The organism is Ruegeria sp. HKCCD7255, assembly GCF_013031565.1.
In the GTDB taxonomy this organism is placed as follows: domain Bacteria; phylum Pseudomonadota; class Alphaproteobacteria; order Rhodobacterales; family Rhodobacteraceae; genus Ruegeria.
In genome coordinates this window covers 202,723-225,205 of sequence record NZ_WQAG01000006.1, presented here as the reverse complement: position 1 = coordinate 225,205, position 22,483 = coordinate 202,723, and the positions used below count along the sequence as shown (strand labels likewise).

Annotated in this window: 31 protein-coding genes; 16 read left to right on the top strand and 15 right to left on the bottom strand. The window is 56.9% G+C overall.

The genetic code is table 11. The annotated features are described in order from the left end of the window. The first annotated feature begins 74 nt into the window (after nt 1-74). Nucleotides 75-599, top strand: a complete 525-nt coding sequence (locus GOX45_RS13375) for a hypothetical protein (protein WP_171101644.1) — start codon at nt 75-77, stop codon at nt 597-599. A gap of 2 nt (nt 600-601) precedes the next feature. On the opposite strand, the gene pncA is transcribed toward GOX45_RS13375, so the two are convergent. Next, a complete protein-coding gene (gene pncA, locus GOX45_RS13370; protein ID WP_171101643.1) occupies nt 602-1,195 on the bottom strand; it encodes a bifunctional nicotinamidase/pyrazinamidase in 594 nt (197 codons plus the stop codon). A 97-nt stretch (nt 1,196-1,292) separates the two neighbouring features. Between pncA and GOX45_RS13365 the strand changes: the two genes are divergently transcribed. Together GOX45_RS13365 and GOX45_RS13360 are read left to right on the top strand one after the other, a co-directional pair. Further along, nucleotides 1,293-2,198, top strand: coding sequence for a rhodanese-related sulfurtransferase (locus tag GOX45_RS13365; protein ID WP_171101642.1), 906 nt, complete (start codon nt 1,293-1,295; stop codon nt 2,196-2,198). Between the two features lie 65 nt (nt 2,199-2,263). Next, nucleotides 2,264-2,764: a potassium channel family protein gene (locus GOX45_RS13360; protein ID WP_171101641.1), complete on the top strand. Its 501-nt coding sequence runs from the start codon at nt 2,264-2,266 to the stop codon at nt 2,762-2,764. Between the two features lie 16 nt (nt 2,765-2,780). On the opposite strand, the gene GOX45_RS13355 is transcribed toward GOX45_RS13360, so the two are convergent. After that, complete coding sequence (locus tag GOX45_RS13355) at nt 2,781-3,110, bottom strand: hypothetical protein (RefSeq protein ID WP_171101640.1); 330 nt, start codon at nt 3,108-3,110, stop codon at nt 2,781-2,783. A 383-nt stretch (nt 3,111-3,493) separates the two neighbouring features. Between GOX45_RS13355 and GOX45_RS13350 the strand changes: the two genes are divergently transcribed. After that, entirely contained in the window at nt 3,494-4,846 is a 1,353-nt protein-coding gene (locus GOX45_RS13350) for an MmgE/PrpD family protein (RefSeq protein ID WP_171101639.1), read from the top strand. A 215-nt stretch (nt 4,847-5,061) separates the two neighbouring features. Here the strand turns inward: GOX45_RS13350 and GOX45_RS13345 are convergent, their stop codons facing one another. The 6 genes from GOX45_RS13345 to fliL form a co-directional block, all read right to left on the bottom strand. Then, nucleotides 5,062-5,949, bottom strand: a complete 888-nt coding sequence (locus GOX45_RS13345; protein WP_171101638.1) for a hypothetical protein — start codon at nt 5,947-5,949, stop codon at nt 5,062-5,064. Nucleotides 5,950-6,236: 287 nt separating this feature from the next. Further along, nucleotides 6,237-7,061: a hypothetical protein gene (locus GOX45_RS13340; RefSeq protein WP_171101637.1), complete on the bottom strand. Its 825-nt coding sequence runs from the start codon at nt 7,059-7,061 to the stop codon at nt 6,237-6,239. Beyond that, nucleotides 7,058-7,927 (bottom strand): flagellar motor stator protein MotA, encoded by an 870-nt coding sequence (gene motA / locus GOX45_RS13335; RefSeq protein WP_171101636.1) that lies wholly within the window; start codon nt 7,925-7,927, stop codon nt 7,058-7,060. The genes GOX45_RS13340 and motA overlap by 4 nt, the downstream gene beginning before the upstream one ends. A gap of 46 nt (nt 7,928-7,973) precedes the next feature. Further along, on the bottom strand, nt 7,974-8,561 hold the full coding sequence (locus GOX45_RS13330; RefSeq protein ID WP_171101635.1) for a MotE family protein: 588 nt from the start codon (nt 8,559-8,561) through the stop codon (nt 7,974-7,976). Then, nucleotides 8,558-9,043 (bottom strand): hypothetical protein, encoded by a 486-nt coding sequence (locus GOX45_RS13325; RefSeq protein WP_171101634.1) that lies wholly within the window; start codon nt 9,041-9,043, stop codon nt 8,558-8,560. Before GOX45_RS13325 ends, GOX45_RS13330 begins: the two co-directional genes overlap by 4 nt. Before the next feature lie 9 nt (nt 9,044-9,052). Continuing rightward, complete coding sequence (gene fliL / locus GOX45_RS13320) at nt 9,053-9,550, bottom strand: flagellar basal body-associated FliL family protein (RefSeq protein ID WP_171101708.1); 498 nt, start codon at nt 9,548-9,550, stop codon at nt 9,053-9,055. Nucleotides 9,551-9,669: 119 nt separating this feature from the next. Between fliL and fliF the strand changes: the two genes are divergently transcribed. From fliF to fliP, 4 genes are read left to right on the top strand one after another with little or no spacing between them, the layout of a single operon-like run. Then, nucleotides 9,670-11,238: a flagellar basal-body MS-ring/collar protein FliF gene (fliF, locus tag GOX45_RS13315; protein WP_171101633.1), complete on the top strand. Its 1,569-nt coding sequence runs from the start codon at nt 9,670-9,672 to the stop codon at nt 11,236-11,238. Then, entirely contained in the window at nt 11,238-11,834 is a 597-nt protein-coding gene (locus GOX45_RS13310) for an ABC transporter ATP-binding protein (RefSeq protein ID WP_171101632.1), read from the top strand. Before fliF ends, GOX45_RS13310 begins: the two co-directional genes overlap by 1 nt. Further along, nucleotides 11,827-12,114: a FliM/FliN family flagellar motor C-terminal domain-containing protein gene (locus GOX45_RS13305; protein WP_171101631.1), complete on the top strand. Its 288-nt coding sequence runs from the start codon at nt 11,827-11,829 to the stop codon at nt 12,112-12,114. Before GOX45_RS13310 ends, GOX45_RS13305 begins: the two co-directional genes overlap by 8 nt. Beyond that, entirely contained in the window at nt 12,114-12,845 is a 732-nt protein-coding gene (fliP, locus tag GOX45_RS13300) for a flagellar type III secretion system pore protein FliP (protein ID WP_171101630.1), read from the top strand. Before GOX45_RS13305 ends, fliP begins: the two co-directional genes overlap by 1 nt. Nucleotides 12,846-12,895: 50 nt before the next feature. On the opposite strand, the gene GOX45_RS13295 is transcribed toward fliP, so the two are convergent. Together GOX45_RS13295 and GOX45_RS13290 are read right to left on the bottom strand one after the other, a co-directional pair. Further along, complete coding sequence (locus GOX45_RS13295; RefSeq protein WP_171101629.1) at nt 12,896-13,504, bottom strand: phospholipid-binding protein MlaC; 609 nt, start codon at nt 13,502-13,504, stop codon at nt 12,896-12,898. Continuing rightward, a complete protein-coding gene (locus GOX45_RS13290; RefSeq protein ID WP_171101707.1) occupies nt 13,494-14,279 on the bottom strand; it encodes a VacJ family lipoprotein in 786 nt (261 codons plus the stop codon). Before GOX45_RS13290 ends, GOX45_RS13295 begins: the two co-directional genes overlap by 11 nt. Before the next feature lie 330 nt (nt 14,280-14,609). Between GOX45_RS13290 and GOX45_RS13285 the strand changes: the two genes are divergently transcribed. The 4 genes from GOX45_RS13285 to GOX45_RS13270 are packed head-to-tail and all read left to right on the top strand — an operon-like array spanning nt 14,610 to nt 17,356. Beyond that, nucleotides 14,610-15,065: a RidA family protein gene (locus GOX45_RS13285; RefSeq protein ID WP_171101628.1), complete on the top strand. Its 456-nt coding sequence runs from the start codon at nt 14,610-14,612 to the stop codon at nt 15,063-15,065. After that, nucleotides 15,062-15,832 carry a glycerophosphodiester phosphodiesterase family protein gene (locus GOX45_RS13280; RefSeq protein ID WP_171101627.1) on the top strand — a complete coding sequence of 257 codons (771 nt, stop codon included), beginning with the start codon at nt 15,062-15,064 and terminating at the stop codon, nt 15,830-15,832. The genes GOX45_RS13285 and GOX45_RS13280 overlap by 4 nt, the downstream gene beginning before the upstream one ends. A 46-nt stretch (nt 15,833-15,878) precedes the next feature. Next, entirely contained in the window at nt 15,879-17,066 is a 1,188-nt protein-coding gene (locus GOX45_RS13275; RefSeq protein WP_171101626.1) for a GNAT family N-acetyltransferase, read from the top strand. Then, complete coding sequence (locus GOX45_RS13270; RefSeq protein ID WP_171101625.1) at nt 17,063-17,356, top strand: 4a-hydroxytetrahydrobiopterin dehydratase; 294 nt, start codon at nt 17,063-17,065, stop codon at nt 17,354-17,356. Before GOX45_RS13275 ends, GOX45_RS13270 begins: the two co-directional genes overlap by 4 nt. Here GOX45_RS13270 and GOX45_RS13265 read toward each other — a convergent pair. From GOX45_RS13265 to GOX45_RS13250, 4 genes are all read right to left on the bottom strand, one after another. Next, nucleotides 17,353-17,664: a hypothetical protein gene (locus tag GOX45_RS13265; RefSeq protein WP_171101624.1), complete on the bottom strand. Its 312-nt coding sequence runs from the start codon at nt 17,662-17,664 to the stop codon at nt 17,353-17,355. The genes GOX45_RS13270 and GOX45_RS13265 overlap by 4 nt on opposite strands. Nucleotides 17,665-17,691: 27 nt before the next feature. Further along, nucleotides 17,692-18,039, bottom strand: coding sequence for an EF-hand domain-containing protein (locus GOX45_RS13260; RefSeq protein WP_171101623.1), 348 nt, complete (start codon nt 18,037-18,039; stop codon nt 17,692-17,694). Nucleotides 18,040-18,050: 11 nt separating this feature from the next. After that, entirely contained in the window at nt 18,051-18,296 is a 246-nt protein-coding gene (locus GOX45_RS22265) for a glycine zipper 2TM domain-containing protein (RefSeq protein WP_171101622.1), read from the bottom strand. A gap of 81 nt (nt 18,297-18,377) precedes the next feature. After that, the gene (locus GOX45_RS13250) at nt 18,378-18,863 is read right to left on the bottom strand and encodes a peroxiredoxin (protein ID WP_171101621.1); all 486 of its coding nucleotides are present in this window, start codon (nt 18,861-18,863) and stop codon (nt 18,378-18,380) included. Between the two features lie 99 nt (nt 18,864-18,962). Here GOX45_RS13250 and GOX45_RS13245 point away from each other — a divergent pair, with 99 nt between their 5' ends. The 4 genes from GOX45_RS13245 (at nt 18,963) to GOX45_RS13230 (ending at nt 21,662) form a co-directional block, all read left to right on the top strand. Beyond that, nucleotides 18,963-20,174 carry an NAD(P)/FAD-dependent oxidoreductase gene (locus tag GOX45_RS13245; protein ID WP_171101620.1) on the top strand — a complete coding sequence of 404 codons (1,212 nt, stop codon included), beginning with the start codon at nt 18,963-18,965 and terminating at the stop codon, nt 20,172-20,174. Further along, nucleotides 20,171-20,731 carry a 16S rRNA (guanine(966)-N(2))-methyltransferase RsmD gene (rsmD, locus tag GOX45_RS13240; protein WP_171101619.1) on the top strand — a complete coding sequence of 187 codons (561 nt, stop codon included), beginning with the start codon at nt 20,171-20,173 and terminating at the stop codon, nt 20,729-20,731. The genes GOX45_RS13245 and rsmD overlap by 4 nt, the downstream gene beginning before the upstream one ends. A gap of 89 nt (nt 20,732-20,820) precedes the next feature. Next, the gene (locus GOX45_RS13235; RefSeq protein ID WP_171101618.1) at nt 20,821-21,456 is read left to right on the top strand and encodes an HAD family phosphatase; all 636 of its coding nucleotides are present in this window, start codon (nt 20,821-20,823) and stop codon (nt 21,454-21,456) included. Nucleotides 21,457-21,479: 23 nt separating this feature from the next. Next, complete coding sequence (locus GOX45_RS13230; protein WP_171101617.1) at nt 21,480-21,662, top strand: hypothetical protein; 183 nt, start codon at nt 21,480-21,482, stop codon at nt 21,660-21,662. On the opposite strand, the gene map is transcribed toward GOX45_RS13230, so the two are convergent. After that, nucleotides 21,647-22,462 (bottom strand): type I methionyl aminopeptidase, encoded by an 816-nt coding sequence (map, locus tag GOX45_RS13225; RefSeq protein WP_171101616.1) that lies wholly within the window; start codon nt 22,460-22,462, stop codon nt 21,647-21,649. The two genes, GOX45_RS13230 and map, sit on opposite strands and share 16 nt — an antisense overlap. Nucleotides 22,463-22,483: the final 21 nt, after the last annotated feature.

Here is a 22,483-nt window from a genome sequence, read left to right as displayed (position 1 = left end):
CACATTGCGGGCTTAATACGAGTGCTCCTTGCCCAGTAGGTTATGGGCGGGATGGTGAAAGTTAAGAGTTGTGGATGAGTCTGAATTACGACTTTGATATTGTAACGATTGCGCCTGATGAGGTTGACCCGGAACATGGTTTCGCGTCGATGACAGGAACGCGCCCCGTGCGCGCGGTCTTCCGCGACTTCCAAACAGCTGAAGCGCTTCGCTCTGCGTCTCCCAAGATCCGCAGGATATTCCTGGAGTCGGGTTTCAGCCTGGAAACGCGTGAGACCGGTGTTGGAAGAGGCTTCTACCGCGCAGAAGACGCCGAAGCGCGCCAGCGCGTGCTAAAGCGGCTGTTTACCAATATTCGCAACATGGGTGTTCAGGGCGAATACTGTGGGGATTTCGACTTTTGGTCTTTTCTGGAACAGACCCGAAACGCGCAGCCTCTGCCGGCATCTGGACGTAAGGAATTTGCGCCGGTCGCCGATCAAACAGAAACGCAGCCGCAACGCCGCCCGATTGCGGCTAAGATTGGGATTGCGATTGGTGTCGCCCTGATTCTGTTTGCGCTGCTAAAATTGCTGGCTGCACAAGGTGCAAACCCCTGATCTCAGATCAGTTTCACACCGGCTTCCCGCATAGCCTGTTCGGCAGCGGCCAAAGATCCGTCCATATCAATGGCGCGACATGCATCAAGACGCACGGTGACGTCAAAGCCAAGCCTTGCGGCATCAACGGCTGAGAAATGAACGCAGAAATCCGTGGCCAGGCCAACCATCGACAACGCGGTGATCCCGCGTGTGTTCAGATAGCCTTGCAGCCCCGTGGGCGTTGACTGGTCATTCTCGAAAAACGCCGAATAGCTGTCGATCGCGGGCCGGAACCCTTTGCGGATAATCAGATCTGCATCTGTGCGAAGGCCAGAGTGAAACGCCGCGCCGTTGGTGCCTTGAACGCAGTGGTCGGGCCAAAGGACCTGCGGTCCATATGGCATTTCAGTCATTTCAAAAGGTGATTTGTCCGGATGCGAACTGGCGAATGAGGAATGACCCGCCGGATGCCAGTCTTGCGTCAGGATCACGGCCTCAAAATCATCCATCATGGCGTTGATCGGCGCAACGATTTCGTCCCCGCCCGCGACGGCCAAAGCACCACCCGGGCAGAAATCATTCTGTACGTCGATCACGATCAGAGCATGGGTCATTTCGGTCTCCTGTTACTGCATGTATCGGTAGGTGGCCGGACGGGCTAGGTCAATGCGGTCTCTTGCGTCTGATCCGCGTCAGGAGTAGATCGCGCGCATGTATACTATCGCTGCTCTCTATCACTTTACGCGTTTCTATAATCCCGATGCTTTGCGTCCTGCATTGATCGAGTTGTGCCGCGCCCAGAAGGTCAAAGGTACCTTGCTGCTGGCACGCGAAGGCATCAACGGGACAATTGCCGGTCCTCGCGCTGGCATCGACGCGGTCCTGGCCCATATCCGTGCGCTGCCTGGTTGCGCAGATCTGGAATGGAAAGAGGCGACGTCGGATCACCCGCCCTTTGGCAAAATGAAAGTGCGGCTGAAGAAAGAGATCGTCACCATGGGGCAACCCGATGTCGATCCACGGGCCAGTGTCGGACATTACGTCGAACCAGAGGATTGGAACGAACTTATCCGCTCTGACGATGTGGTGGTGATCGACACGCGCAACGACTATGAGGTGGCGATTGGGACATTTGAAGGCGCAATAGACCCTGAGACAGCCAGTTTCCGCGAATTTCCGACCTGGTGGGAGGCCAACAAAGACCGGTTCCACAACAAGCGCGTGGCCATGTTCTGTACCGGTGGTATCCGGTGCGAAAAGTCCACCAATTATCTGTTGGGGCAGGGGGTCGAGGATGTCTATCACCTCAAAGGTGGGATTTTGCGCTATCTCGAGGAAATGCCCGCTGAGGAAAGCACTTGGCAAGGTGAGTGCTTTGTCTTCGACAACCGCGTTTCCGTGGGCCACGGTCTGGTCGAAGGGCCGCACAAACTGTGTCACGGGTGCCGCCGCCCAATCCTGCCTGAAGATGTAAAGCGCACTGAATACGAACATGGTGTTGCCTGTCATCAGTGTGTTGATGAGACCTCGGAACAGGACAAGATGCGGTTTCGCGAACGCCAAAAACAGATTCTCTTGGCCCGCAAACGCGGGGGTGAGCATTTGGGAACGGACTGAATTTGGCTTGCAGCCGAGTTTTGAATTCCAGATGATCCCGCTTGTAACCCCGTGCCGGAGCGTTCATGTCCCGCGAACCCAGAACCCTTGAGGAATGGAAATCCACTCTACTCGCAGCGCTTGGGCTGATGCTGGCCAGCTTTATCGCGTGGTTTGGCCTGTCGCGCCTGAATGAGACCACCGCAGGCGATACAATCGGAACCCTGGCGTCGGTCGGTTTGCTGATCTGGATCGCGTCGCAATCCTGGTTCTACGTTACTCAGGTCAAATCGCCGCGGCGGTTGCTATTGCTGATGGGGATTTCCTTTATTCAGGTTGTCCCCTTCCTGTTTGCCGCTGTTTATGGCGCGTTTGGCTATAACGACAACTGCGTCGTTGGCGCGGGTGGACCGGCGGATATTCTGTATTTCTCTTATGTTACTTTCACCACAGTCGGGTATGGCGACATGTCTCCAACCGGTCTGTGCCGCGGGTTGGCCGTGGCCGAAGCGGTGACGGGCTACATCCTGCTGGGCATGTTCGTCGCGGCGGCTGTTGCTATCTATTCTCGCGAACACAATCATTGAAAGAAGCGAAGCAGATCTACTTGTTCTGATCGATCCAGCGCGACATCAGCTGCTTGTCTTTGAAGCATTCCGCAGGGATCGGTCGCCGTTTGCTGCGAGAGATACGTTCCGCAAAAGCAATCTGTTTGCCTGTTGGGTAGTTCGCAAACGGTGACGTGTCTTCCGGTTTATGAGCTGAAATCCAGGCAGACATGGAATTCCGATCGCGTTGCGCCTCAACCGGGATATCCAGGGCTGATTTTTCTGCAATGGCACGGGCATAGCGCATTTGCCGGTCGGTGACCGGTAACAGGTGGTAGTCGTTGCTGGGTGCATCGAACCAGCTTTGACGGGCAGCATTTGTCATCGCTCGAATACCTCCGCTCCACACAGGAACAAATATAGAACATTTGTGGAACTTTTTCAAGAATACCGTCAGTTTCGACACTTGATTTGCCGATACCCAAACAGCCTGTCCCGTCGTTATTCGACTTCGCGTGCACGCATTTTTGCGTGTCTTACCTCAATGAAGGGTGCGATTTTGGCAATTCAACCCAAACGGATTCACGTCTTTGCGCGTTTTTTGTCATTGAGCACAAATTTGCTGATTCAGAGCCTGAATTTGTCAGACTTTCGGGTCTATTTCGTCTAATCCGCGCGGTTCTCGACATTTCACGTCGGGATCAGATCATATTCCCGGCCGGTCCTGTGGCTGAATTCCTGTACATGCACTTGTTTGGGGGTTTGATCATGAACGATACGTTTGGCCGCGTCGCCGAGCTGACGCTGAATACTCCAACCAATGCGATACCAGAGTCGACGCAAGAAACCGCAGCTTTGCTTTTTCTGGATACGCTGGGTGTTCTGATTGGTGCGGTCCCGATGGAGGCTGGTGTGATCGCACGCGACACAGCGGCATTGCTCTACGCCAGTTCCGATCCAGCATTTTCAGCAGGCATGTTGTTCGACGGGCGCCGGGTCAGTTTGGCGGGGGCGGCCTATGCGACAGCGACGCAGACTGACAACCTCGACGCTCATGACGGATACAACCCCACCAAGGGCCATATCGGCGTTGCAATCGTGCCAGCTTTGGCCGCTTTGGCCGAGCAGCGACCAGAGTTGAGCGGGCCCGAGGCCTTGGCCGCCATGACAATAGGTTACGAGATTGCCGGGCGCGCGGGTTTGGCTTTGCATCACAGCGTCAGCGACTATCACACATCAGGAGCTTGGAACGCGCTGGGAGTGGCGGCCATGGCTGCACGGCTGCGCGGGCAGACCCCAGATCAGTTGCGCCATGCTCTGGGGATCGCTGAATATCATGGTCCGCGCAGTCAAATGATGCGCGAGATCGCAAATCCAACAATGTTGCATGACGGATCTGGATGGGGTGCAATGGTGGGCCTGTCTGCATCGGTTCTGGCAGAGCGTGGGTTTACCGGTGCACCTGCCATCACGCTTGAAGACGATGATGTCGCACAGTTTTGGTCGGATCTGGGTTCGGATTGGCTGATCGACGATCAGTATATCAAACCCTATCCGATCTGCCGCTGGGCCCATGCTGCGATTGACGGAGTACGCCAGTTGATGCAGCAACACGATCTGTCTCATGAGCAGATCAAAGAGCTGAGGGTCTTCAGCTTTCATGAGGCCGCCCGCCTGTTCCCCGGTATGCCAAAGACAACATCGCAGGCACAATATTCGCTGCCTTTTGCGGTGGCCACCCACGCTGTGCACGGTCGCATTGGTGTCGAACATATCTCGGGCGCCGGGCTGGCAGACCCGTCGGTGGCAAAGCTTGTCCAGCGGATCACCGTTTCTGAACGTGACCGCCACAACGCGCGGTTCCCTTTGGGCCGATGGGCCGATATCGAGCTGAAGACGAATGACGGTCAGGTCTATGAGTCCGGCGACATCAACGCGCGTGGCGGAGCAGAAGAGCCGCTTGGCCGGGATGAAATTGTCGCCAAATTCAATGAATTTGTCGTGCCGGTGTTAGGCCGGACCAGAGCCTCTCAGATCTGCGCGACCGTGTTGTCTCTACCTTCAAAACAAACCCGGTTTTCCGACCTCGCACATCTTATTTACGATCCGCCTGGAATATGACCGATCAGAAAAAAATGGAACTTTTTCCCGTATTAGAGACAAAAACAAGCTTTCCCGCTATTCCAACACAGCCTCATCTGACCTGTGTAAATCGTCCAATAGAGTGAACATCTCAGAGATCTGACTGCGAGTTGCGTCACTCTGTTTCAACAAAGTTTCAGCATCGGCAAGCGGAGTATCCGAAGCGCGTCGCATCGGTGTCGCCAAAGCCGCGCTCAATTGAGATAGATTGCGATATGGCTCGCTGGTCTCCGGCAGATCCTCAACCGCCGCGCCCGAAAGCCAGAGATAGCGCGCAGCGCTCTCGCTTTGACCCAAGTCCTGCAAACCTGCGCCGCGCCTTCATAATTCTCGCCCAGAATCATGGCCTCTGCCCGCAATAGCCGCGCTTCGTCTGATTCATCGCGCGAAAGCGTAAGCAGCGCCTGATTGGGAGATCCCTCCTCCAAGGAGATACGCGCGCGTAACCTTCTGTTTGCATCTTCGGCATTGGTGGTATTGATCGTCGCAGTTATCTCAGCCGCGCGCTTGAGAAAGCCCAGATCGACCAGGCGGGCAGAAATGGATGCAACAGATTTCTGCGGCAATTTCTTATGCGCGGCGGCGCTCATGTTTAGCGCACGTCCCAGAAAGGTGATATCATCTGCCCGCTCAGTCACAAGATCCAGAACCTGATGACGTGTGCGCTGCCAGTCTTTGTCATCTGGTGCAGCGTCTAAACGTTTGTGAGCCGTGGCGAAATCTTGACTCAGAGCCAGGGCCAGAACATGCGCCCGCGCCATCATCGGCCCCATCTTGGACCGGCGCAGTTCAACCTCATATGCGGCGGCCAATTCCACTTCTTTTGGAGTGATCGTACCCCGATCAAACCAGCGTTTTTCGATCAATCGCGCCAGCGCCAGCGGTGCATCTTCTACGGCCTCGGCTGTGGTGACAACTTCTGTCAACAACGCGTCTGTGCGTTCCTGTTCTCCTTCCGACTGGGCTATTTCCGCCTTGGCAAGCGTGACATCCGGGCCCGGCTTCGCTTCGCCCCGCTCGATGGCGCGCAACACACGGCGCGAGGCCTCCAATTCATCAGCTTCAACCAAAATCTCAGACAATCTTGGTCCCAGATGTTTGCGAAGATGGAGCGGTAGCTTTGAGTAGGATTGCTCAATCGCATTCAATTTCGCATCGGGGGCCAGCCGACCCGCGGACAACAGACCCCAAAGCGCAGAGTCGGAGTTACATCTTTGCTGCCCGTCAAACGGCCCTGGCGCGCGGGCTGGTTCTTGGTCAATAATACGCGCGATGGCAGCCACTAGTTCACCATCCGAGGTGTCTGAACCCGCAAGATCGAGCAGATGCAACGCTTCCGCGCCAAACCCGAAATAGGCATAGAGTTTTGCTAGCTGTATCGCGGCCCCTGATCGACCTTGTCAAACTCCATAAACAAGCCGGCACGCAGATTTGCAACCTGTTCGACAAAAGGCTGTTCGGTTGACCAGTCGTCAAATCCCAGATCTGCATCGGTCAGGCAAACCGGAACCGGATCCAGCGCGTCCAGCCGGAGGTCTCCCAGCCCTTCAACATCGTCCAGCACCGAAGAAAGCCGGATGTTTTCAGGCAGTGAGTTCGGCAAGAGCAGAGACAAATCGCTTACTGAATCGCGGCGACCGACTCCTGCAATGTCCAGATCAACAACGCTTCGATTCGCACCTTGGAGGACCCGTTCCATCAACTGTGCTTCAAAGCCGGGGGCATTCAGGTCCAGCAACGGAAGGGCGAGGGCCTCAGAGATTGGAAAAGGCGGTTTTTCAACCACTGAATTCTCTGTGAAATCAAAGATATCCGCTGTGGGCGGAGGCACAAATTCTCCCGGAGCGATGTCGATCACGATCATGGTTTGCCGATGCAAGAACGCCGAAGCGACGCAGTCACAGGCAAATTCCAGTTCCAGGGGCCCGCCCAGTTTGGGTTGGGTCAGCTTTGACAAACGGTTTTGGAAAAGGCGGTCAAATACTGGGCCGGTATCAAATGTCACGTCCGTAAGATCAACCGATACTGATGCCCCGTTTTGACGCTGAGACAGCTGCCAATCCGTGCCCTGCGGTACCTGCAGGACAAGGCGGGTGTAACCCTCATGCTCGCCCGACCGTACCGGGATTTCCTGAGCTTTCGCGGCAGCGGCAAAAAGACAGACAGCAAATATCGCGATCAGCCGGAATATCATGCCGCCGCCTGCTTGAGCTCTTTCAGCGCCTCTTCCAACTCCGAGAAGCCGGGACGGCTATGAGTTGGTGTATTTTGCCGCCCAACCTCGATGCACATAGCGGCGTTGTGGTTGTGCAGATTGGCAACCAGAACTTCCTTGATGAGCTGATAGAAATGGTTGTCTTCCTCAACGACAGCCTTCACCTTTCCCGCAAAGGGGCCGACCAGACCATAGGCCAGAAAGACCCCCAAAAAGGTGCCAACCAGCGCCCCGCCGATCAGCTTGCCCAATACTTCGGGCGGTTGATCGATCGAACCCATTGTTTTGATAACACCCAGAACCGCGGCAACGATTCCCAAGGCAGGCAAGCCATCGGCCATCGTTTGCAGGGCGTGGCTGGAATGCAGTGCGTGGTGGAAATTGGCCTCCATCCGTTTTTCCAGCACCTCTTCAACGTGATGGGGATCGTCATAGTTCATCGACGCCGACCGCATGGTATCACAGATTAGATCAACGGCTTCCTTTTCGGCCTGGATTTTGGGATAGGCCAAAAACAGGCTCGAACTTTGGGGATCTTCGATATGTTGTTCGACCTCCACCGGGTTGGCGCGCGCGATACGGATCAGGGAAAACAGCAGACACAAAAGGTCGCGATAGTCATCGGGTTTCCATTTCGGTCCCTTGAAAACCTTGCCGATATCCTTTGCGGTGTGTTTGACCGCGCTCATGTCGTTGCTGATCAAAAAGGCACCGACAGCGGCCCCCCCGATCATCATCATCTCGAACGGCAGTGATTTCATGATGATGGTCATCTTGCCACCCGCAGCCAGATAGCCGCCGAAAACCATGACGAAAATAACGACGATTCCAACAATGCCGATCATGAGAAATCTCCGGTGTTTTGAAGTGCGTGAGGGGAAACCATGGTGCCTATTCCTGCGGCGCGCGCGCGTTACGGCCAGCCATGACGACGCTAATTGTATAGGCGGCCTCGGGGCTTAGCCCGGCCATGACACCTGCGGCTGTATCGGCGGGCATCCGGCCCAAAAAACCTGCTGCGAAAACGGGATCCATGGTCTCGAACAAAGCGGCGGCGTCTTTGGGCTTCATGTTCTGATAAACCTCTGTCAGGCGCGAAAGATCCTTCTCGGCGGCCTTGTCAGCCAGACTAAGTGTCTCGCGCAGCGCTTCTTCGGCCTGTTCAAGCGTGACCAGTCGGGTTTTAATTGCGTCGTTTGCGATCTCAAGCGCCCGTTCGGTATTCTGGATTTCTTCTTCGCGCAGTTTGAGGTCTTTCTCGCGGGCTTGAAGCTCGCTCAGCAACAGCTGCAATTCAGCGGCTGTGGTGCTTGCGGGCGCCTCGGGCTTGGGTTCCATCTGATACGGGTCCATCCCCCTTGCCAGCGCGGGCCCTGCCTCCAGACCGACCCGAATGGCGGCTGATCCCAGCATCAAAAGCGCGATGACTGCCAATACGCCACCGCGTGGCCGTGGTTTGTTGGGAGCGACCGGGTTCATTTCGCTGGCCCCGCCTGAGGTTTGGCATGGCGAAAGAACATCAGCCCGCCCGGAGATCTTTCAATTTCTGTCGAACCGACCGGTTTCTCAGGCTTTTCCGGCGCAGCAGGATCGACTGTGTCGTTCGAATGAGACACTGTCTGCGACACCTTGGGGTTTCGCGTTTCGGTCTGTTCCGCCTGAGCTTGAGAGTGTTCGGGCGTCAGATCGTGCATCGACGCCATCATCAGTTCGAGCCGCTGAGCAACGGCCTCGGCACGTTGGGTCAACTCCTGCAGCGCAGCGCCCGACTGATCTGATGCCGCGCGGGCTGAGTCCAATGAGGTTTTCAATTCGTCCGCTTGCGCCGACAGGACCGAGACAGCACCTCCGACTCCTTGCTCAAGATCGGTAAACCGTTTCAGACGGCGCGCCAGAACAAAGCAGTACAGACCCGCTCCAAGCGCACCAGCGACCAGCAGAATATCCGCAATCAGTTCCAACTTTGTCTCCTAATTCAATACGAATTCCATCACGAGAACGTCGCGAACGCGGCCTTCTCCGACGACAATGGCGATACGGCGCAGCAGGTGGCCGCGAATGCGCATTAGGGCCAGCGAATCCTCAAGATCGGTCAGTTCGACGGCCCGCATGTAGTTGTTCAAAACGTCCATGATTCGCGGCTGCATCTTTTCCACATCCGCAATGTAGTCGGCGTTCACCTCAAGCTGAGCGTGAAACTTCAAATGCCGCGAATCGCCAGCGTTCACCGAAACGATCACCGAAGGCTGGTCGACGAAACCAACATCTGGCAGGGCTTCGACGTCCTTTTTTTCATCCTTGGTCTTGGCCATATCTTCGGGTTTTTCCGACCCGAAAGGCAGCAGACCTGCGGTGGTCGCGAAGAATCCGCCAGCCGCACCGGCAAGGGCCAGAATCACCCCAAGGATCATTCCCAATTTCCCCGATTTCTTAGGGGCTTCTGCCTCATCTGCGGTTGCGTCGGTCATGACATCCTCATCCATGCGTCTGGCCCTTGTCATAACCCCGCAGGGACTAACCGATTGTTAAGGGCAATCGTTCAAACAAGGGACGTGCCGCACAGAATGTCGGCGAGTCGGAGGTGAGCGTGCAGCAGATCGGAACTGTCTGGGCAAGTTTGGACAGGCGTAAACAAATAATCGTGGCTGGTGCTGTTGTGCTGGTATTTCTGGGAATCCTCGGCATGTCGCGTCTGGTGACGGCGCCCTCCATGACCCTGCTTTATGCTGGGTTGGAAAGCGGGGCCGCTGGCGACATCGTACGCTCGTTGGATCAAAGAGGGGTTGCCTACGAGATTCGCGGCGGGTCAATCTATGTACCCAGTACGCAGCGGGATGAGCTGCGGATGACATTGGCCAGTGAAGGATTGCCCGCAAATGGTAGCCGCGGGTACGAGCTGCTTGATTCCCTTAGTGGGTTTGGCACCACCTCGCAGATGTTTGACGCCGCATATTGGCGCGCAAAAGAAGGCGAGCTGGCCAGAACCATCGTCGGAAGCCCTCATGTCAGTCAGGCGCGGGTGCATATCGCCAATGGCACCGCCAACCCGTTTCAGCGCAGTGTTACCCCGACTGCTTCGGTCTTTCTGGTGGCTTCGGGCGCGCAGATCACTGGCGACCAGGCCAAAGCGATCCGATTTCTTGTTTCTTCGGCTGTCAGCGGCTTGGCCCCCGAAAACGTTGCCGTGATCGATTCGAGCGGCGCAGTGATCGGCGCGCAGGATGATCCGGTGGCAGGAGATAGCGCGGATGAAAAGGCGCGCCAGTTGCGCGAACGCGTTTTGCGTTTGGTCGAGGCGCGGGTTGGCGCAGGAAACGCGGTGGTCGAGGTCAGCGTCGATACGGTGACCGAAACTGAATCGATCCGTGAACGGCGGTTTGATCCACAAAGCCGGGTGGCGATCAGCACCGATGTTGAAGAACGCTCGGACAGCACGCGCAACCAGTCGTCTGATGTGACGGTCGCGTCGAACCTGCCAGATGGTGACGGTGCCGGAGGAGACGAATCCAACTCGACGGCGACCCAAACCCGTGAACGCGTGAACTATGAAGTGTCCGAGACCGAACTCGAGGTTCATCGGGCACCCGGTGTTATCAAGCGGCTGACCGTTGCGGTGCTGGTCAATGGTATACAGACCGAGGCGGGGTTCGAGCCGATGCCGCAGGCTGAACTTGACGCGTTGGAAGAACTGGTCGCCTCAGCCGTTGGGTACGACGCCGAGCGGGGCGATGTGATCACCCTCAAATCGCTGGATCTGCCGGTGGTCGAACCGGCTGGAACCCTGGTGGCTTCTTCGCTGTGGCAGAACATCCATCTGGACGTGATGTCTCTGATCCAGATGGCGGTTTTGGCGCTTGTTTCCCTTGTTTTGGCTCTGTTCGTGATCCGACCGATCCTGACCAATCAGGCAGCCCCGGCTTTGCCATCCCCCGCCACAGCGAACACCGGCGATGCGCCGCTGGTTGGTGAGATTGCAGCAGATGACGGGCAGGGGTTCACCGCTTTGCCAGGGCAGCCGGCTCAGAATGTACCAGCGTTGTCCGAGGCACGCAGTGACGATGCCGTCGACCGTTTGCGCTCGATGATTGGAGACAAGCAGGAAGAAACGGTCGAGATACTGCGCAGTTGGCTTGAGGAAAGCGAGGAGACGGCCTGATGTCGATTGCGCATCTTCTCGAGGATTTCACCTCTCAGGTCGGTGGCAGTGCGTTGCATCTTCTGGATGAAGAAGCACTGGAGGAACAGCGCCTGATCGCATTCGAGCGCGGATATGGTGCTGATTGGGACGACGCCACTCAAGCTCAGGACGCAGGCCGCGACAAGCTTACGGGCGATTTGTCAGCGGCCTTGTCGGATGTGTCGTTCACCTATCACGAAGCGCTGACACGGATGACCGTTTCGCTTGAACCGATGTTCGAAAGCCTGGTCCAGGCGGTTTTGCCGGAAGCGCTGGATCAGAGTTTTGCGCGCAGACTGATCGAACAGCTTGTTGAGATGGCGCGCAACCAAATCGCGCAACCCATTCAATTGCGCGTGCCTCAGGGAACAGCCGCGCTGATCGATGACTTGCTGCCGGAAGGTCTGCCCTCCAAAGCTCAGGTCGTCGAAGACCCCGGCTTGATGCCGGGGCAGGCAGCATTACAGGTCGGGCAGGAGCGTCGCGAGATTGACCACATCGCGTTGCTGTCCACCATCGCGGCGGCATTTGACGCCTATCTGTTTGAAGCAAAAGAGGCTTTGACCCATGACTGACTCGCAAAACCCGACCCAGGACAAACCCAACCCGTTCGAGGCCATCCCAATTGAGGTAACGGTATCCGTTGGCCGCGCGCGCCCTTTGATCCGAGATCTGTTGAGCTTGGGTGAGAACGCGGTTCTGACCCTGGACAAGCGGATTGAGGATCCTGTCGATCTCTATGTTGGTGATCAACTGGTCGCCAGAGGTTTGCTGGAGGAGATGGAGGGGGACCAAGCCGGTCAGCTGGCAGTACGTTTGACCGAAATCTCAGATCTTCAAAACGGGATCGGATAATGCGCTTCCTGGCCTGGCTACCGGTTCTGGCGCTGTTGATGATGCCGTCACATGCGGTTGCGCAAGAACTGTCCGTGTCGCTGGGCGAGGGCGGGTCCATCTCGGCCCGATCAATACAGTTGATCCTGCTGATCAAGGTGCTCAGCCTGGCGCCGGGTTTGGCGATCATGATCACCTGTTTCCCGTTTCTGATCACGGTCCTTTCGATCTTACGGCAAGGGATTGGTTTGCAGCAATCACCGCCGAACATGTTGATTGTCAGCCTTGCGCTGTTCCTGACCTATTTCATCATGGAGCCGGTATTCACCGAAGCCTGGGACACCGGCATCCAGCCAATGATTGAAGAAACGCTGGAGGTCGAGCCCGCGTTGACGCGGGCGATGGTGCCGTTTCGTGAGTTCATGGCTGCGCGGCTGGATGCGGATACATTCCAGGCGATGGCTGCCTTGCGTCCAAACGGCGACACCCTGCAGCCGACCCCGGACGCCCCGCTTTCAGTTTTGATGCCGTCTTTCATGCTTTCGGAAATCGCGCGCGCCTTTCAGATCGGGTTTTTGGTCTTTCTGCCGTTTTTGATCATCGATCTGGTTGTCGCGGCTGTGCTCATGTCTATGGGCATTATGATGGTGCCGCCAGCCACTGTTGCGCTGCCATTCAAACTGGCGTTTTTTGTGATTGCCGATGGATGGGCACTGATCGCAGGCGCGTTGGTGCGCAGCTATGTGCCCTGACCCGTCCAGTCTCGCCTCGCGGCTCTGGTCACGCATCAGGGCGGGAAACCCTAACCGATTGAATCCAGATCTTTGATCAACTGATTGAGGTTGCCTTTGCGTGCATCCAGCAGGGCCCCTATCTCTGTTCTTTCGGTCAATAGCAGGTTCACACCCTCGATGAACATGTTGAAGAACTTACCGCGGCCCGATTTATCGGAAACGAGGAACGTTACCTCGAACGGTGCCGAGCCGCGCAGTTTCACTGATGTTCTAACTTCGTAACCCGCTTTGATTTTGCGTGCATTGAGAACGGTAACTTCGCCACCGATGAACTCGCGGAAACGACGACCGTATTTGCGCGAGATGTAACCCTGAAACGCCTTGGTGAACTGACGCATCTGAGCATTGGACGCGCTGCGAGCTTCGACACCGAGCGCATAGCGGGCCATGATCGGCACATCACCATATTCCACGAAGATCCGTTCGAAATCGCGCAGCATCGCGTTTTCGGATTTACCGGAATCGATAACGCGGGTTATGTCGGCGACCACTGAATTCACCAGCTGCGTGGCCTCTGCCTGAGTCAAAGCAAAGGCGGGAAGGGGCAGCAGTGTCGCCGCTAGACCAGCGAATGAGGTCGAAACAAATTGACGTCTGTTCAAAACATTATTCGGCATAGGGGTCCTCGTAAGGGTCTAGGAAAGGGTCCCTGACAGGGTCGGTGCCAATATCGGCATATGGGTCATCATATAGACCCAAATAGGAGTCTTCATCATCTCTCGCCAGTTCAAACCGACGATTTTGTAGATAAATCAGGCGCGCCTGGGCGTAGCTGTCTGCGCTGTCGTACAAAATCGAGTCGACCGTATCTGAAAACCGGCCGCGGTCGCCCATGCGTCTTACAACTTCGGCATAGACGCCCAAATTGTCGGCGGGCCGCACTGGGGTGAAGTTGATGGGATTCGAGAACAAATTGACGATTACACCCACCGCGTCGCGAGTGGTTGAGGGGCCATAGAAAGGCAGCTCGACATACGCGCCTTCCCCAAATCCCCAAACGTGAAGCGTTTCTCCGAAATCGGTATCCACAGGTGGCAGGTTCAATTCGTCAGCAGGCGCGGATAAGCCCAGGCCACCAACTGTCATGTTGATCACAAAGCGCAGAAGCGCGTTGCCCATCTGTTTGGGGTTGCCCTGCAACAGATAGTCAATCGCCTGCCCGGGCAGCGAGATGTTTTCCGCGAAGGTGCTAAAGCTGGTCACCATCGGATCCGGGACGATTTTGACATAGCCCTTTGACGCCGGGCGGAACAGAAACCGGTCAACACCCAGATTGAACTTATGAACCGAGCGGTTGGCGCCTTCGTAAGGGTCAAATACTTCGCCCCGAGCAGCTTCGTCTGCGGGTTGGCTGGCACAGGCAGACAAAAAGGTCGCGACGGACAGCACCATCAGGGTTTTCAGAAGACTGAGACGAGACACTGTTCCTGCCACTCCAAAAAAGCCCGGTCTTACGATGCCGGTCATTCAAACAATAATAGGCTTGCCGCGCAAAGGCGCAATCCGAGGTCACATAAACGTTCCAAGTGTGAATTGAAACTCCTTGCGTTTAACGCGTTTAAGGGTTTGTCGTAAAGTGAGACCAACTTGCAGCATCAAGAATGAGTGAACTCATGCTCAGAGTGTCACTTTGACGGCAGGTTTGCATTTCCCGCTTTCCGATTAGGCGCTTCCCGGTTAGCGTCCGCCCGAGTCGAACTTGGCGAGGAAGAGGAACAAGACATGAGCATTGCAGCAAAACTGGAAAGCCTGGGCGTCAACTTGCCAGATGCGCCCGCTCCGGCGGCGAATTATGTGCCTTTCGTGCGCGTTGGGAACATCGTTTATGTCTCGGGCCAGATCTCGATGGATGGTGAACTCATTACAGGCAAGCTGGGCGACACGATGGATGTCGAGGCCGGTGCCGCAGCCGCAAGAACCTGTGCGATCAACCTGTTGGCTCAGGTCAAAGCGGCGTGTGGGGGTGACATCGACAAGCTGGTGCGTGTGATCAAACTGACCGGTTTTGTGAACTCGACCCCGGATTTCACCGCACAGCCACAAGTCATCAACGGAGCCTCGGATTTTCTGGTCGAAGCGCTGGGCGAGGCCGGTCGCCATTCCCGTTCCGCTGTCAGCGCAGCCGCGCTTCCATTGGGTGTGGCGGTTGAAATCGAAGGCATTATCGAAGTCCAATGAGACCCGCGCTGCCAGAGGCCTTCCTCTCGGTACCGATTGCGCATCGTGCCTTGCACGATATCGAAAACGCGCGCCCGGAAAACAGCCGGGCCGCAATCGAGGCTGCGATTGAGGCCGGATATGGGATTGAGATTGATCTGCAGCTGACCTCGGACGCGCAGGCCATGGTCTTTCACGACTATGACATGACGCGATTGACCGGCCAGCCTGGCCCGATCCAGCAAATCCCGGCACGGCAGGCGCAACAAACGGCCCTGCTGAAAGGGGACGGCGCGGGTATTCCAAGCCTGGAAGATGTGCTGACTCTTGTGGCGGGGCGCGTGCCGTTGCTGATCGAGCTTAAGGATCAGGACGGTGCGATGGGGCCGAATATCGGCGCGCTCGAGGCCGCGACGGTGCGGGCCCTGCAAGGGTATCAGGGGCCTGTGGCGCTGATGTCCTTCAACCCGCACAGTGTTGTCGAACTAGCCCGTCTGGCTCCGGACATCCCGCGCGGTATTGTGACGTGTTCCTATCAGCCCAAGGTCGAGCTTTTGCCTGAAACCGTCTGTGACCACTTGCGTGGTATCCCGGATTTCGACCGGGCTCACGCGAGTTTCATCAGCCACGAGGCCAAAGATCTCTCGCGCCCGCGGGTGGCCGAGTTGAAGGCAAGTGGCGTTCCGATCCTGTGTTGGACAATCCGCTCGCCCGAAGAAGAGGCACAGGCGCGTCTGGTTGCCGATAATGTGACGTTCGAAGGGTATCTGGCCGAACATTCGGCTTGAACCGATTTGCCTGGGCCACAGATAATAGCCAAGGCGTTGAGGGCACATGGATCAAACACAAGTCGAAGTTCGGATTCTGAGCTCGCTGTCGCAGATTTCGGCGGCGGACTGGGACAGTTGCGCCTGTCCCGAGGCCGCAGAGGGCGGACGCCCGCTGGATCCGTTTACAACGCACCGGTTTCTGATGGCGCTGGAAGAAAGCGGCTCGGTCGGGCGTGGCACCGGGTGGCAGCCGCAATATCTGACAGCCTATCTTGACGGGATGCTGATTGGCGCCGCACCGATGTATGCCAAAAGCCACAGTCAGGGTGAGTATATCTTCGATCACAGCTGGGCCCATGCCTATGAAAGCGCGGGTGGTCGCTACTATCCCAAGCTGCAAATAGCGGTGCCTTTTACACCCGCCACAGGACGACGCTTTCTGGTGCGACCGGGCTATGACGTGGTGGGCATGTCAGCGCTTGTGCAGGGCGCAGTGCAACTGGCGGCCGAGAACCAGGTTTCGTCGCTCCATGCCACGTTTTGCACCGAGGCCGAAGCGCTTGCGGGCGCACAGATGGGGTTGATGCATCGCCAGTCGCAACAGTTTCATTGGTTGAACGAAGACTATGCCGATTTCGATGGTTTCTTGGCAGCACTGTCGTCGCGCAAGCGGAAGAACATCCGAAAAGAGCGTAAACAGGCCACCGCGTTTGGCGGCCAGATCCACACTCTGACCGGTGACGACCTGCGCCCAGAACACTGGGACGCGTTCTGGCGCTTTTATCAGGATACCGGCGCACGCAAATGGGGTGCGCCTTATCTGACGCGGCAATTCTTTGATATCGCCCATGAAACCATGGCCGAAGACATGGCTTTGGTCATTGCGGAACGCAACGGATATCCGGTTGCTGGCGCGCTGAACTTCATCGGGCGAGAAACCCTCTACGGTCGCTATTGGGGTTGTGTTGAACATCATCCCTGTCTGCATTTCGAACTGTGCTATTATCGGGCCATCGATTTCGCCATCGCCCAGGGCTTGATACGGGTCGAGGCCGGGGCGCAGGGCGAACACAAGCTGGCGCGGGGTTATTTACCAACACTGACGCATAGCGTTCACTGGGTTGGTGACGCGGGATTTGCGGATGCGATCCGAAAATATCTGGACGCCGAAGCCCAAGCTGTGGGGGAAGAGATCGAAATCCTGACGGATTACGGCCCGTTCAAAAAGGCAAACCCGGAGGAACAGCAATGAGTGAACTCTTGTCGACCGAGGCGCGTGGCCCTTTGCTGGACCCGCTATTCAGAAATGGCTGGATGATGGTCGAAGACCGAGATGCCCTGACCAAGACCTTTACGTTCGATGATTTCGTTGACGCGTTCGGATGGATGACCCGAGTGGCGATCTGGGCCGAGAAGTGGAACCATCATCCCGAATGGTTCAACGTCTACAAGACGGTTGAGGTCACATTGTCTACCCACGATGTGGGTGGGTTGTCATCATTGGACGCCAAACTGGCACGCAAGATGGACGCGCTGGTTTAGTCGCGATCCGATTGTGACCCTTGCCCGCCGGCCAAGAGAGCAACCTGTGCCATTTGACGGAATTCAGCGGGTGTGACGGAGCCGCTGCTAACATCGATGTTGCCGGGTATGCGCGTGGTGCGATTTCCGATCGACCGTACACTGCGCGCACGGGGATCAATATCCAGGCAACGGGTTTCAAAACAGGTCAAGCCGCTGGTATTGATCTCGATCCGCGTTTGCCCGTCGGCACCGACAAAAGTCGGCGCCTGAGGCACGTCACAGGCTGCTAAACACAACACGGCCCCGAGGCCGATCCATTTGTTCATAATACACTCCCGTCAAAATACCGGGGCTCAATCCAGCCGGCCGTTTCCGTCTTGATCCGCTGCCTGAAAGTCAGCGTTCATCTGATTGTTGTATTCCTCACGAGAAATAACGCTGTCGTTGTTTCGGTCAACCTTTTGGAATTGCTTGATGTCCAGAAATTTTGTCGCTTCGGCCTGACCCAGCGTGCCGTTCTTGTCGTCATCCATTTCCTGAAACGCATAGTCGGAAAACGCGTCGAATTCGTCTTTGGACAGGAAGCCGTCATTGTTTGTGTCGATGGCCTTCAATTCGGCTTCGTTCAACTCGGCTGTTGTCTCGGCTGCGCCAGCGCTTGCAAGACCCAAAAACACCAGAAATGCGGTTGCGTATTTCATCCGGGTTCTCCTCAGCAAGCGTAACGTTGACCGCTGACCCCACCGGCAGCAGCGCCTGCGGCAGTCAGAATTGCTTTGCCGGATCCACCGCCGAACTGATTTCCAATCGCCCCGCCGATCAAAGCGCCGCCAAGCGTTCCGCTTAGGCATGCGATCTCGTGCTGACGCGCGGCTTGTTGCTGAGGGGTCGGGGCGGGCCCGCATGCGGCCAAGGTGCCAGCGCTGACCAGGCCAAACGCAATAAACTTGAGTTTCATTCGCGGTTCTCCGGTTTGCATCACTTTGATACTTGCATACCAAAGAACCGCTGCAAGTTAAATTTGCCGCGCCGCCGGGGCTTAGATTGACGCCAGCAGACCTTCGCCTGCCGAAATCTCACATGCGCCCGGGCTTTCTTCCAGGTTCAATGCAGTTACCCTGCCATCTTCGACAAGCATCGCATAGCGCTTGGAGCGTGCGATCAACCCCGCAGGCGGTGCGTCAAAATCCATACCAATGGCTTTGGTGAATTCAGACGTCGCGTCGGCCAGCATAGTCAGACCCGCATCTGCAGCACCGGTCGCTTCGCCCCAGGCTTTCATGACAAAAGGATCGTTGACCGAGATGCAGATGATTTCATCAACGCCCTTTGCGTCAAACTGATCCTTTGTGCGGATAAAGCTGGGCACATGGGCCGAGTGGCACGTTGGGGTGAACGCACCCGGAACCGCAAAGATCACCACTTTGCGTCCTTTGGTCTTGTCTGAAATCCGAACCTCTTCCGGCCCCTCCGCACCCAATTGGGTCAATGTGGCATCGGGAAGTGTGTCTCCACTGGAAATCATTATTCAGCTCCTGTTGTTTGGATTTGCAGAGTTGTGTTGCGACGCAATATAGGTGGTCCTGTGAATGAGACCACGTGAATTTGACAGGGTAAGAGACACATGAGCCATTTTGTTGTGATCGGGGCCGGACAGGCCGGAGCATCGTTGGTTGCCAGATTGCGCAAGGACGGGTTCGATGGCGAAATCACCCTGATCGGGGCCGAGCCTCATTTGCCCTATCAGCGCCCACCTTTGTCCAAGGCTTATCTGCTTGGTGAAATGGAGCTGGAGCGTCTGTTTCTGCGACCCGAAAGCTTTTACGCGGAAAACAACATCACCTTGCGCCTTGGTCAGCCCGTGACTGATATTGATCCACAGGCCAAGACCGTGACCGTCGCGGGTGAGGTGATTTCCTATGACGAACTGGCGCTGACCACAGGGTCCGAGCCACGACGCCTGCCCGCTGCAATCGGTGGCGATCTGGAGGGCGTGCATGTGGTGCGCGATCTGGCCCATGTTGATGATATGGGTCCCTTTGTGACCGAAGGCGCCCGCGCCCTGATCGTGGGCGGTGGGTATATCGGGCTTGAGGCCGCAGCCGTCTGCGCCAAGCGTGGGGTCAAGGTGACCTTGGTCGAAATGGCAGATCGCATCCTTCAGCGCGTCGCGGCCCCGGAAACCAGCGATTTCTTCCGTACCCTGCATACGCAATATGGTGCTGATATCCGTGAGGGCGTCGGCCTGGACCATTTGGTTGGCCATGAAGGCAAGGTAACCGGTGCTGTTCTTACCGATGCAACAGAGTTGGAAGTTGATCTTGTTGTTGTCGGTGTCGGCATCGTTCCTTCGACCGCTCTTGCCGAAATGGCCGGGCTGGAATTGGACAACGGGATCAAGACGGATGCCCATGGCCGTACCTCAGACCCGTCGATCTGGGCGGCGGGGGATTGCGCCTCATTTCCGCATAGAGAGGGACGCATTCGACTGGAAAGCGTGCCCAATGCCATCGATCAGGCTGAAATCGTGGCCCAGAACATGCTGGGCGCGGCCAAAGATTATGTGGCCACGCCCTGGTTCTGGTCGGATCAGTACGACGTCAAATTGCAAATCGCCGGGCTGAACACAGGTTATGATCGTGTCGTCACACGTCAGGGCGAGGGCCAGACCGTGTCGTTCTGGTACTATAGGGTTGACCAGTTGATTGCCGTTGATGCGATGAACGACCCTCGGGCCTATATGGTTGGCAAACGCCTGATCGACGCCGGTAAGACTGCTGATCCGGCGGTTGTGGCCGACCCCGACGCCGACCTTAAACCGCTGCTTAAAGCGTGAGGATCATCGCCGGAGACTTCCGTGGCCGCGCTTTGGCTTCGGTCGGCAAAGGCGATGCGGGCGCACATCTGCGCCCCACCACTGACCGGGTGCGCGAGAGCCTGTTCAACGTTCTGGCCCATCAGATCGATTTTGATGGGCTGCGCGTGCTGGACCTTTTTGCTGGCACCGGTGCGCTGGGGCTTGAGGCGCTGTCGCGGGGCGCGGATCATGTGACGTTCGTGGATGATGGGCGCGTGGCTCAGGGTCTGATCCGCAAGAATATCGACCTGACCCAAGCAGCGGACAGCACCTATCTACTGCGCCGCACTGCGCTGAAACTTGGTGACAACCCCGATGCGCCTTACGACCTGATCTTTCTGGATCCTCCTTATGGCAAGGGGCTGGGGCAGAAAGCGATCGCGGCCGCATTAACCGGGGGCTGGGTCGCAGGTGACGCCCTGATCGTATGGGAAGAAAACGCCCCGATGGCCGCCCCGCCGGGGTTTAATCTGCGCGATACTCGCAAATATGGCGATACCCATATCTCATTGATGTGGCGCGATGTTTCAGACTGAAACGGACACTGGCGATTTGTCGCTGTTTCTCAAATTGCCACAACGCCCAAGCTCGGTTAGGGCTGAGCGGTAACAGGTGGAGACCCCTCATGCATGATCTGGTGATTTTCGATTGTGACGGTGTTCTGGTGGACAGTGAGCCGATCACCAACCAAGTGCTGATCGCGAACCTCAACAGCTATGGGCTGAACCTGACCATCGACGATAGTTACCAGCTGTTTGTGGGCGGCACCATGCGAGGTGCAGGAGAGGTCGCGCGCCAGATGGGGGCGGACCTGCCCGAGGATTGGGTCGATCAGATCTATGCCGCTATCTATGGTCGTCTGCGCCAGGGCGTGACGGTGATGCCGGGTGTGCCTGATCTGTTGACCGCGCTGGACCAAAAAGAGGTGCCATTCTGCGTTGCCTCAAATGGCAGCCCCGAAAAGATGGGTATTACCCTAGGGCAAAACGACCTGCTGCATCGTTTCCAAGATGCGATGTTCTCGGCGCATGTGTTGAAGACTGCAAAACCCGATCCCGACCTGTTCCTGACCGCTGCACGTCATTTCGACGCCAGTGCGCCGGTCGTTATCGAAGACAGCGTCAGTGGTGTGACCGCCGCAATGCGCGCGAATATGCGCTGTTTGGCCTATGCGCCCGAGGGTGGAGGCGAGAAGCTGGCGGATCTGGGGGCCGAGGTCTTTCGGGACATGGCCGAGGTGCCAGAACTTTTGGGGATTTGAACGACCTATGCTAAGCTGGGCACATGGACCGAGCTTTAACTCCGCCCTTCTGGGTGCCAGCACAAAAGACCGAGGCCGCCACAGGCCCCGAGCCCAAACCCCGGCGCGCACCGGTGTTCATCCATGATGCGGTCACGCCATGGGGGGCCGAGACGATGCTGTTGAAGGTTCTTCGGGATCAGGCCCTGGATCAGGACGAAGAATAGGTCGGGTGGTATTTGCCACCGGGCGACAAGGTAAAGATCTCGACCCCGTCTGCTGTTACACCCACCGAATGCTCGAACTGCGCCGAGAGTGACTTGTCCCGGGTCACCGCCGTCCAGTCATCGGCCAGCGTCTTGGTTTCCGGGCGGCCCAGATTGACCATCGGCTCGATGGTAAAGAACATGCCTTCTTCCAGCACCGCGCCAGTGCCCGGGCGACCGTAATGCAGCACATTGGGCGGTGCGTGGAACACACGGCCCAGCCCGTGGCCGCAGAAATCGCGCACAACGCTCATACGATGGGCCTCGACATAGGCCTGAATCGCGTGGCCGATATCACCGAACGTATTGCCGGGTTTGACCATCTCGATGCCTTTGAACAGCGCATCATGGGTCACTTGGATCAACCGCTCGGCCTTGCGTGGCAGCTTGCCGGCCACATACATGCGCGACGTGTCGCCAAACCAGCCGTCGACGATTACGGTCACGTCGATATTCAGAATATCGCCATCTTTCAGACGCTTGTCCCCGGGGATGCCGTGACACACCACATGGTTCACGCTGATACAGCTGGCGTGTTCATAACCCTTGTACCCGATCGTGGCCGAGGTCGCCCCGGCCTCTTCCACCATCTGGGTGATGATCCCGTCAATCGCACCGGTTGTCTGGCCGGGAAAGACGTGATCGGCAATATCATCCAGAATGCGCGCCGCCAGAGCCCCTGCCGCGTGCATCCCGGCAAAGTCACCCTGTTCATAGATGCGGATACCGTCCTTCGTCAGACGGCCACGATGCTCTTTCATCGACGCTTGGCTCCAATAGTT

What these genes read in the sequence shown, in the direction of transcription:
- GOX45_RS13375 (WP_171101644.1), top strand. Translation starts at nt 75, where the DNA reads ATGAGTCTGAATTACGACTTTGATATTGTAACGATTGCGCCTGATGAG.
- pncA (WP_171101643.1), bottom strand. Translation starts at nt 1,195, where the DNA reads ATGACCCATGCTCTGATCGTGATCGACGTACAGAATGATTTCTGCCCG.
- GOX45_RS13365 (WP_171101642.1), top strand. Translation starts at nt 1,293, where the DNA reads ATGTATACTATCGCTGCTCTCTATCACTTTACGCGTTTCTATAATCCC.
- GOX45_RS13360 (WP_171101641.1), top strand. Translation starts at nt 2,264, where the DNA reads ATGTCCCGCGAACCCAGAACCCTTGAGGAATGGAAATCCACTCTACTC.
- GOX45_RS13355 (WP_171101640.1), bottom strand. Translation starts at nt 3,110, where the DNA reads ATGACAAATGCTGCCCGTCAAAGCTGGTTCGATGCACCCAGCAACGAC.
- GOX45_RS13350 (WP_171101639.1), top strand. Translation starts at nt 3,494, where the DNA reads ATGAACGATACGTTTGGCCGCGTCGCCGAGCTGACGCTGAATACTCCA.
- GOX45_RS13340 (WP_171101637.1), bottom strand. Translation starts at nt 7,061, where the DNA reads ATGATATTCCGGCTGATCGCGATATTTGCTGTCTGTCTTTTTGCCGCT.
- motA (WP_171101636.1), bottom strand. Translation starts at nt 7,927, where the DNA reads ATGATCGGCATTGTTGGAATCGTCGTTATTTTCGTCATGGTTTTCGGC.
- GOX45_RS13330 (WP_171101635.1), bottom strand. Translation starts at nt 8,561, where the DNA reads ATGAACCCGGTCGCTCCCAACAAACCACGGCCACGCGGTGGCGTATTG.
- fliL (WP_171101708.1), bottom strand. Translation starts at nt 9,550, where the DNA reads ATGACCGACGCAACCGCAGATGAGGCAGAAGCCCCTAAGAAATCGGGG.
- GOX45_RS13310 (WP_171101632.1), top strand. Translation starts at nt 11,238, where the DNA reads ATGTCGATTGCGCATCTTCTCGAGGATTTCACCTCTCAGGTCGGTGGC.
- GOX45_RS13305 (WP_171101631.1), top strand. Translation starts at nt 11,827, where the DNA reads ATGACTGACTCGCAAAACCCGACCCAGGACAAACCCAACCCGTTCGAG.
- fliP (WP_171101630.1), top strand. Translation starts at nt 12,114, where the DNA reads ATGCGCTTCCTGGCCTGGCTACCGGTTCTGGCGCTGTTGATGATGCCG.
- GOX45_RS13295 (WP_171101629.1), bottom strand. Translation starts at nt 13,504, where the DNA reads ATGCCGAATAATGTTTTGAACAGACGTCAATTTGTTTCGACCTCATTC.
- GOX45_RS13290 (WP_171101707.1), bottom strand. Translation starts at nt 14,279, where the DNA reads ATGGTGCTGTCCGTCGCGACCTTTTTGTCTGCCTGTGCCAGCCAACCC.
- GOX45_RS13285 (WP_171101628.1), top strand. Translation starts at nt 14,610, where the DNA reads ATGAGCATTGCAGCAAAACTGGAAAGCCTGGGCGTCAACTTGCCAGAT.
- GOX45_RS13280 (WP_171101627.1), top strand. Translation starts at nt 15,062, where the DNA reads ATGAGACCCGCGCTGCCAGAGGCCTTCCTCTCGGTACCGATTGCGCAT.
- GOX45_RS13275 (WP_171101626.1), top strand. Translation starts at nt 15,879, where the DNA reads ATGGATCAAACACAAGTCGAAGTTCGGATTCTGAGCTCGCTGTCGCAG.
- GOX45_RS13270 (WP_171101625.1), top strand. Translation starts at nt 17,063, where the DNA reads ATGAGTGAACTCTTGTCGACCGAGGCGCGTGGCCCTTTGCTGGACCCG.
- GOX45_RS13265 (WP_171101624.1), bottom strand. Translation starts at nt 17,664, where the DNA reads ATGAACAAATGGATCGGCCTCGGGGCCGTGTTGTGTTTAGCAGCCTGT.
- GOX45_RS13260 (WP_171101623.1), bottom strand. Translation starts at nt 18,039, where the DNA reads ATGAAATACGCAACCGCATTTCTGGTGTTTTTGGGTCTTGCAAGCGCT.
- GOX45_RS22265 (WP_171101622.1), bottom strand. Translation starts at nt 18,296, where the DNA reads ATGAAACTCAAGTTTATTGCGTTTGGCCTGGTCAGCGCTGGCACCTTG.
- GOX45_RS13250 (WP_171101621.1), bottom strand. Translation starts at nt 18,863, where the DNA reads ATGATTTCCAGTGGAGACACACTTCCCGATGCCACATTGACCCAATTG.
- GOX45_RS13245 (WP_171101620.1), top strand. Translation starts at nt 18,963, where the DNA reads ATGAGCCATTTTGTTGTGATCGGGGCCGGACAGGCCGGAGCATCGTTG.
- GOX45_RS13235 (WP_171101618.1), top strand. Translation starts at nt 20,821, where the DNA reads ATGCATGATCTGGTGATTTTCGATTGTGACGGTGTTCTGGTGGACAGT.
- GOX45_RS13230 (WP_171101617.1), top strand. Translation starts at nt 21,480, where the DNA reads ATGGACCGAGCTTTAACTCCGCCCTTCTGGGTGCCAGCACAAAAGACC.
- map (WP_171101616.1), bottom strand. Translation starts at nt 22,462, where the DNA reads ATGAAAGAGCATCGTGGCCGTCTGACGAAGGACGGTATCCGCATCTAT.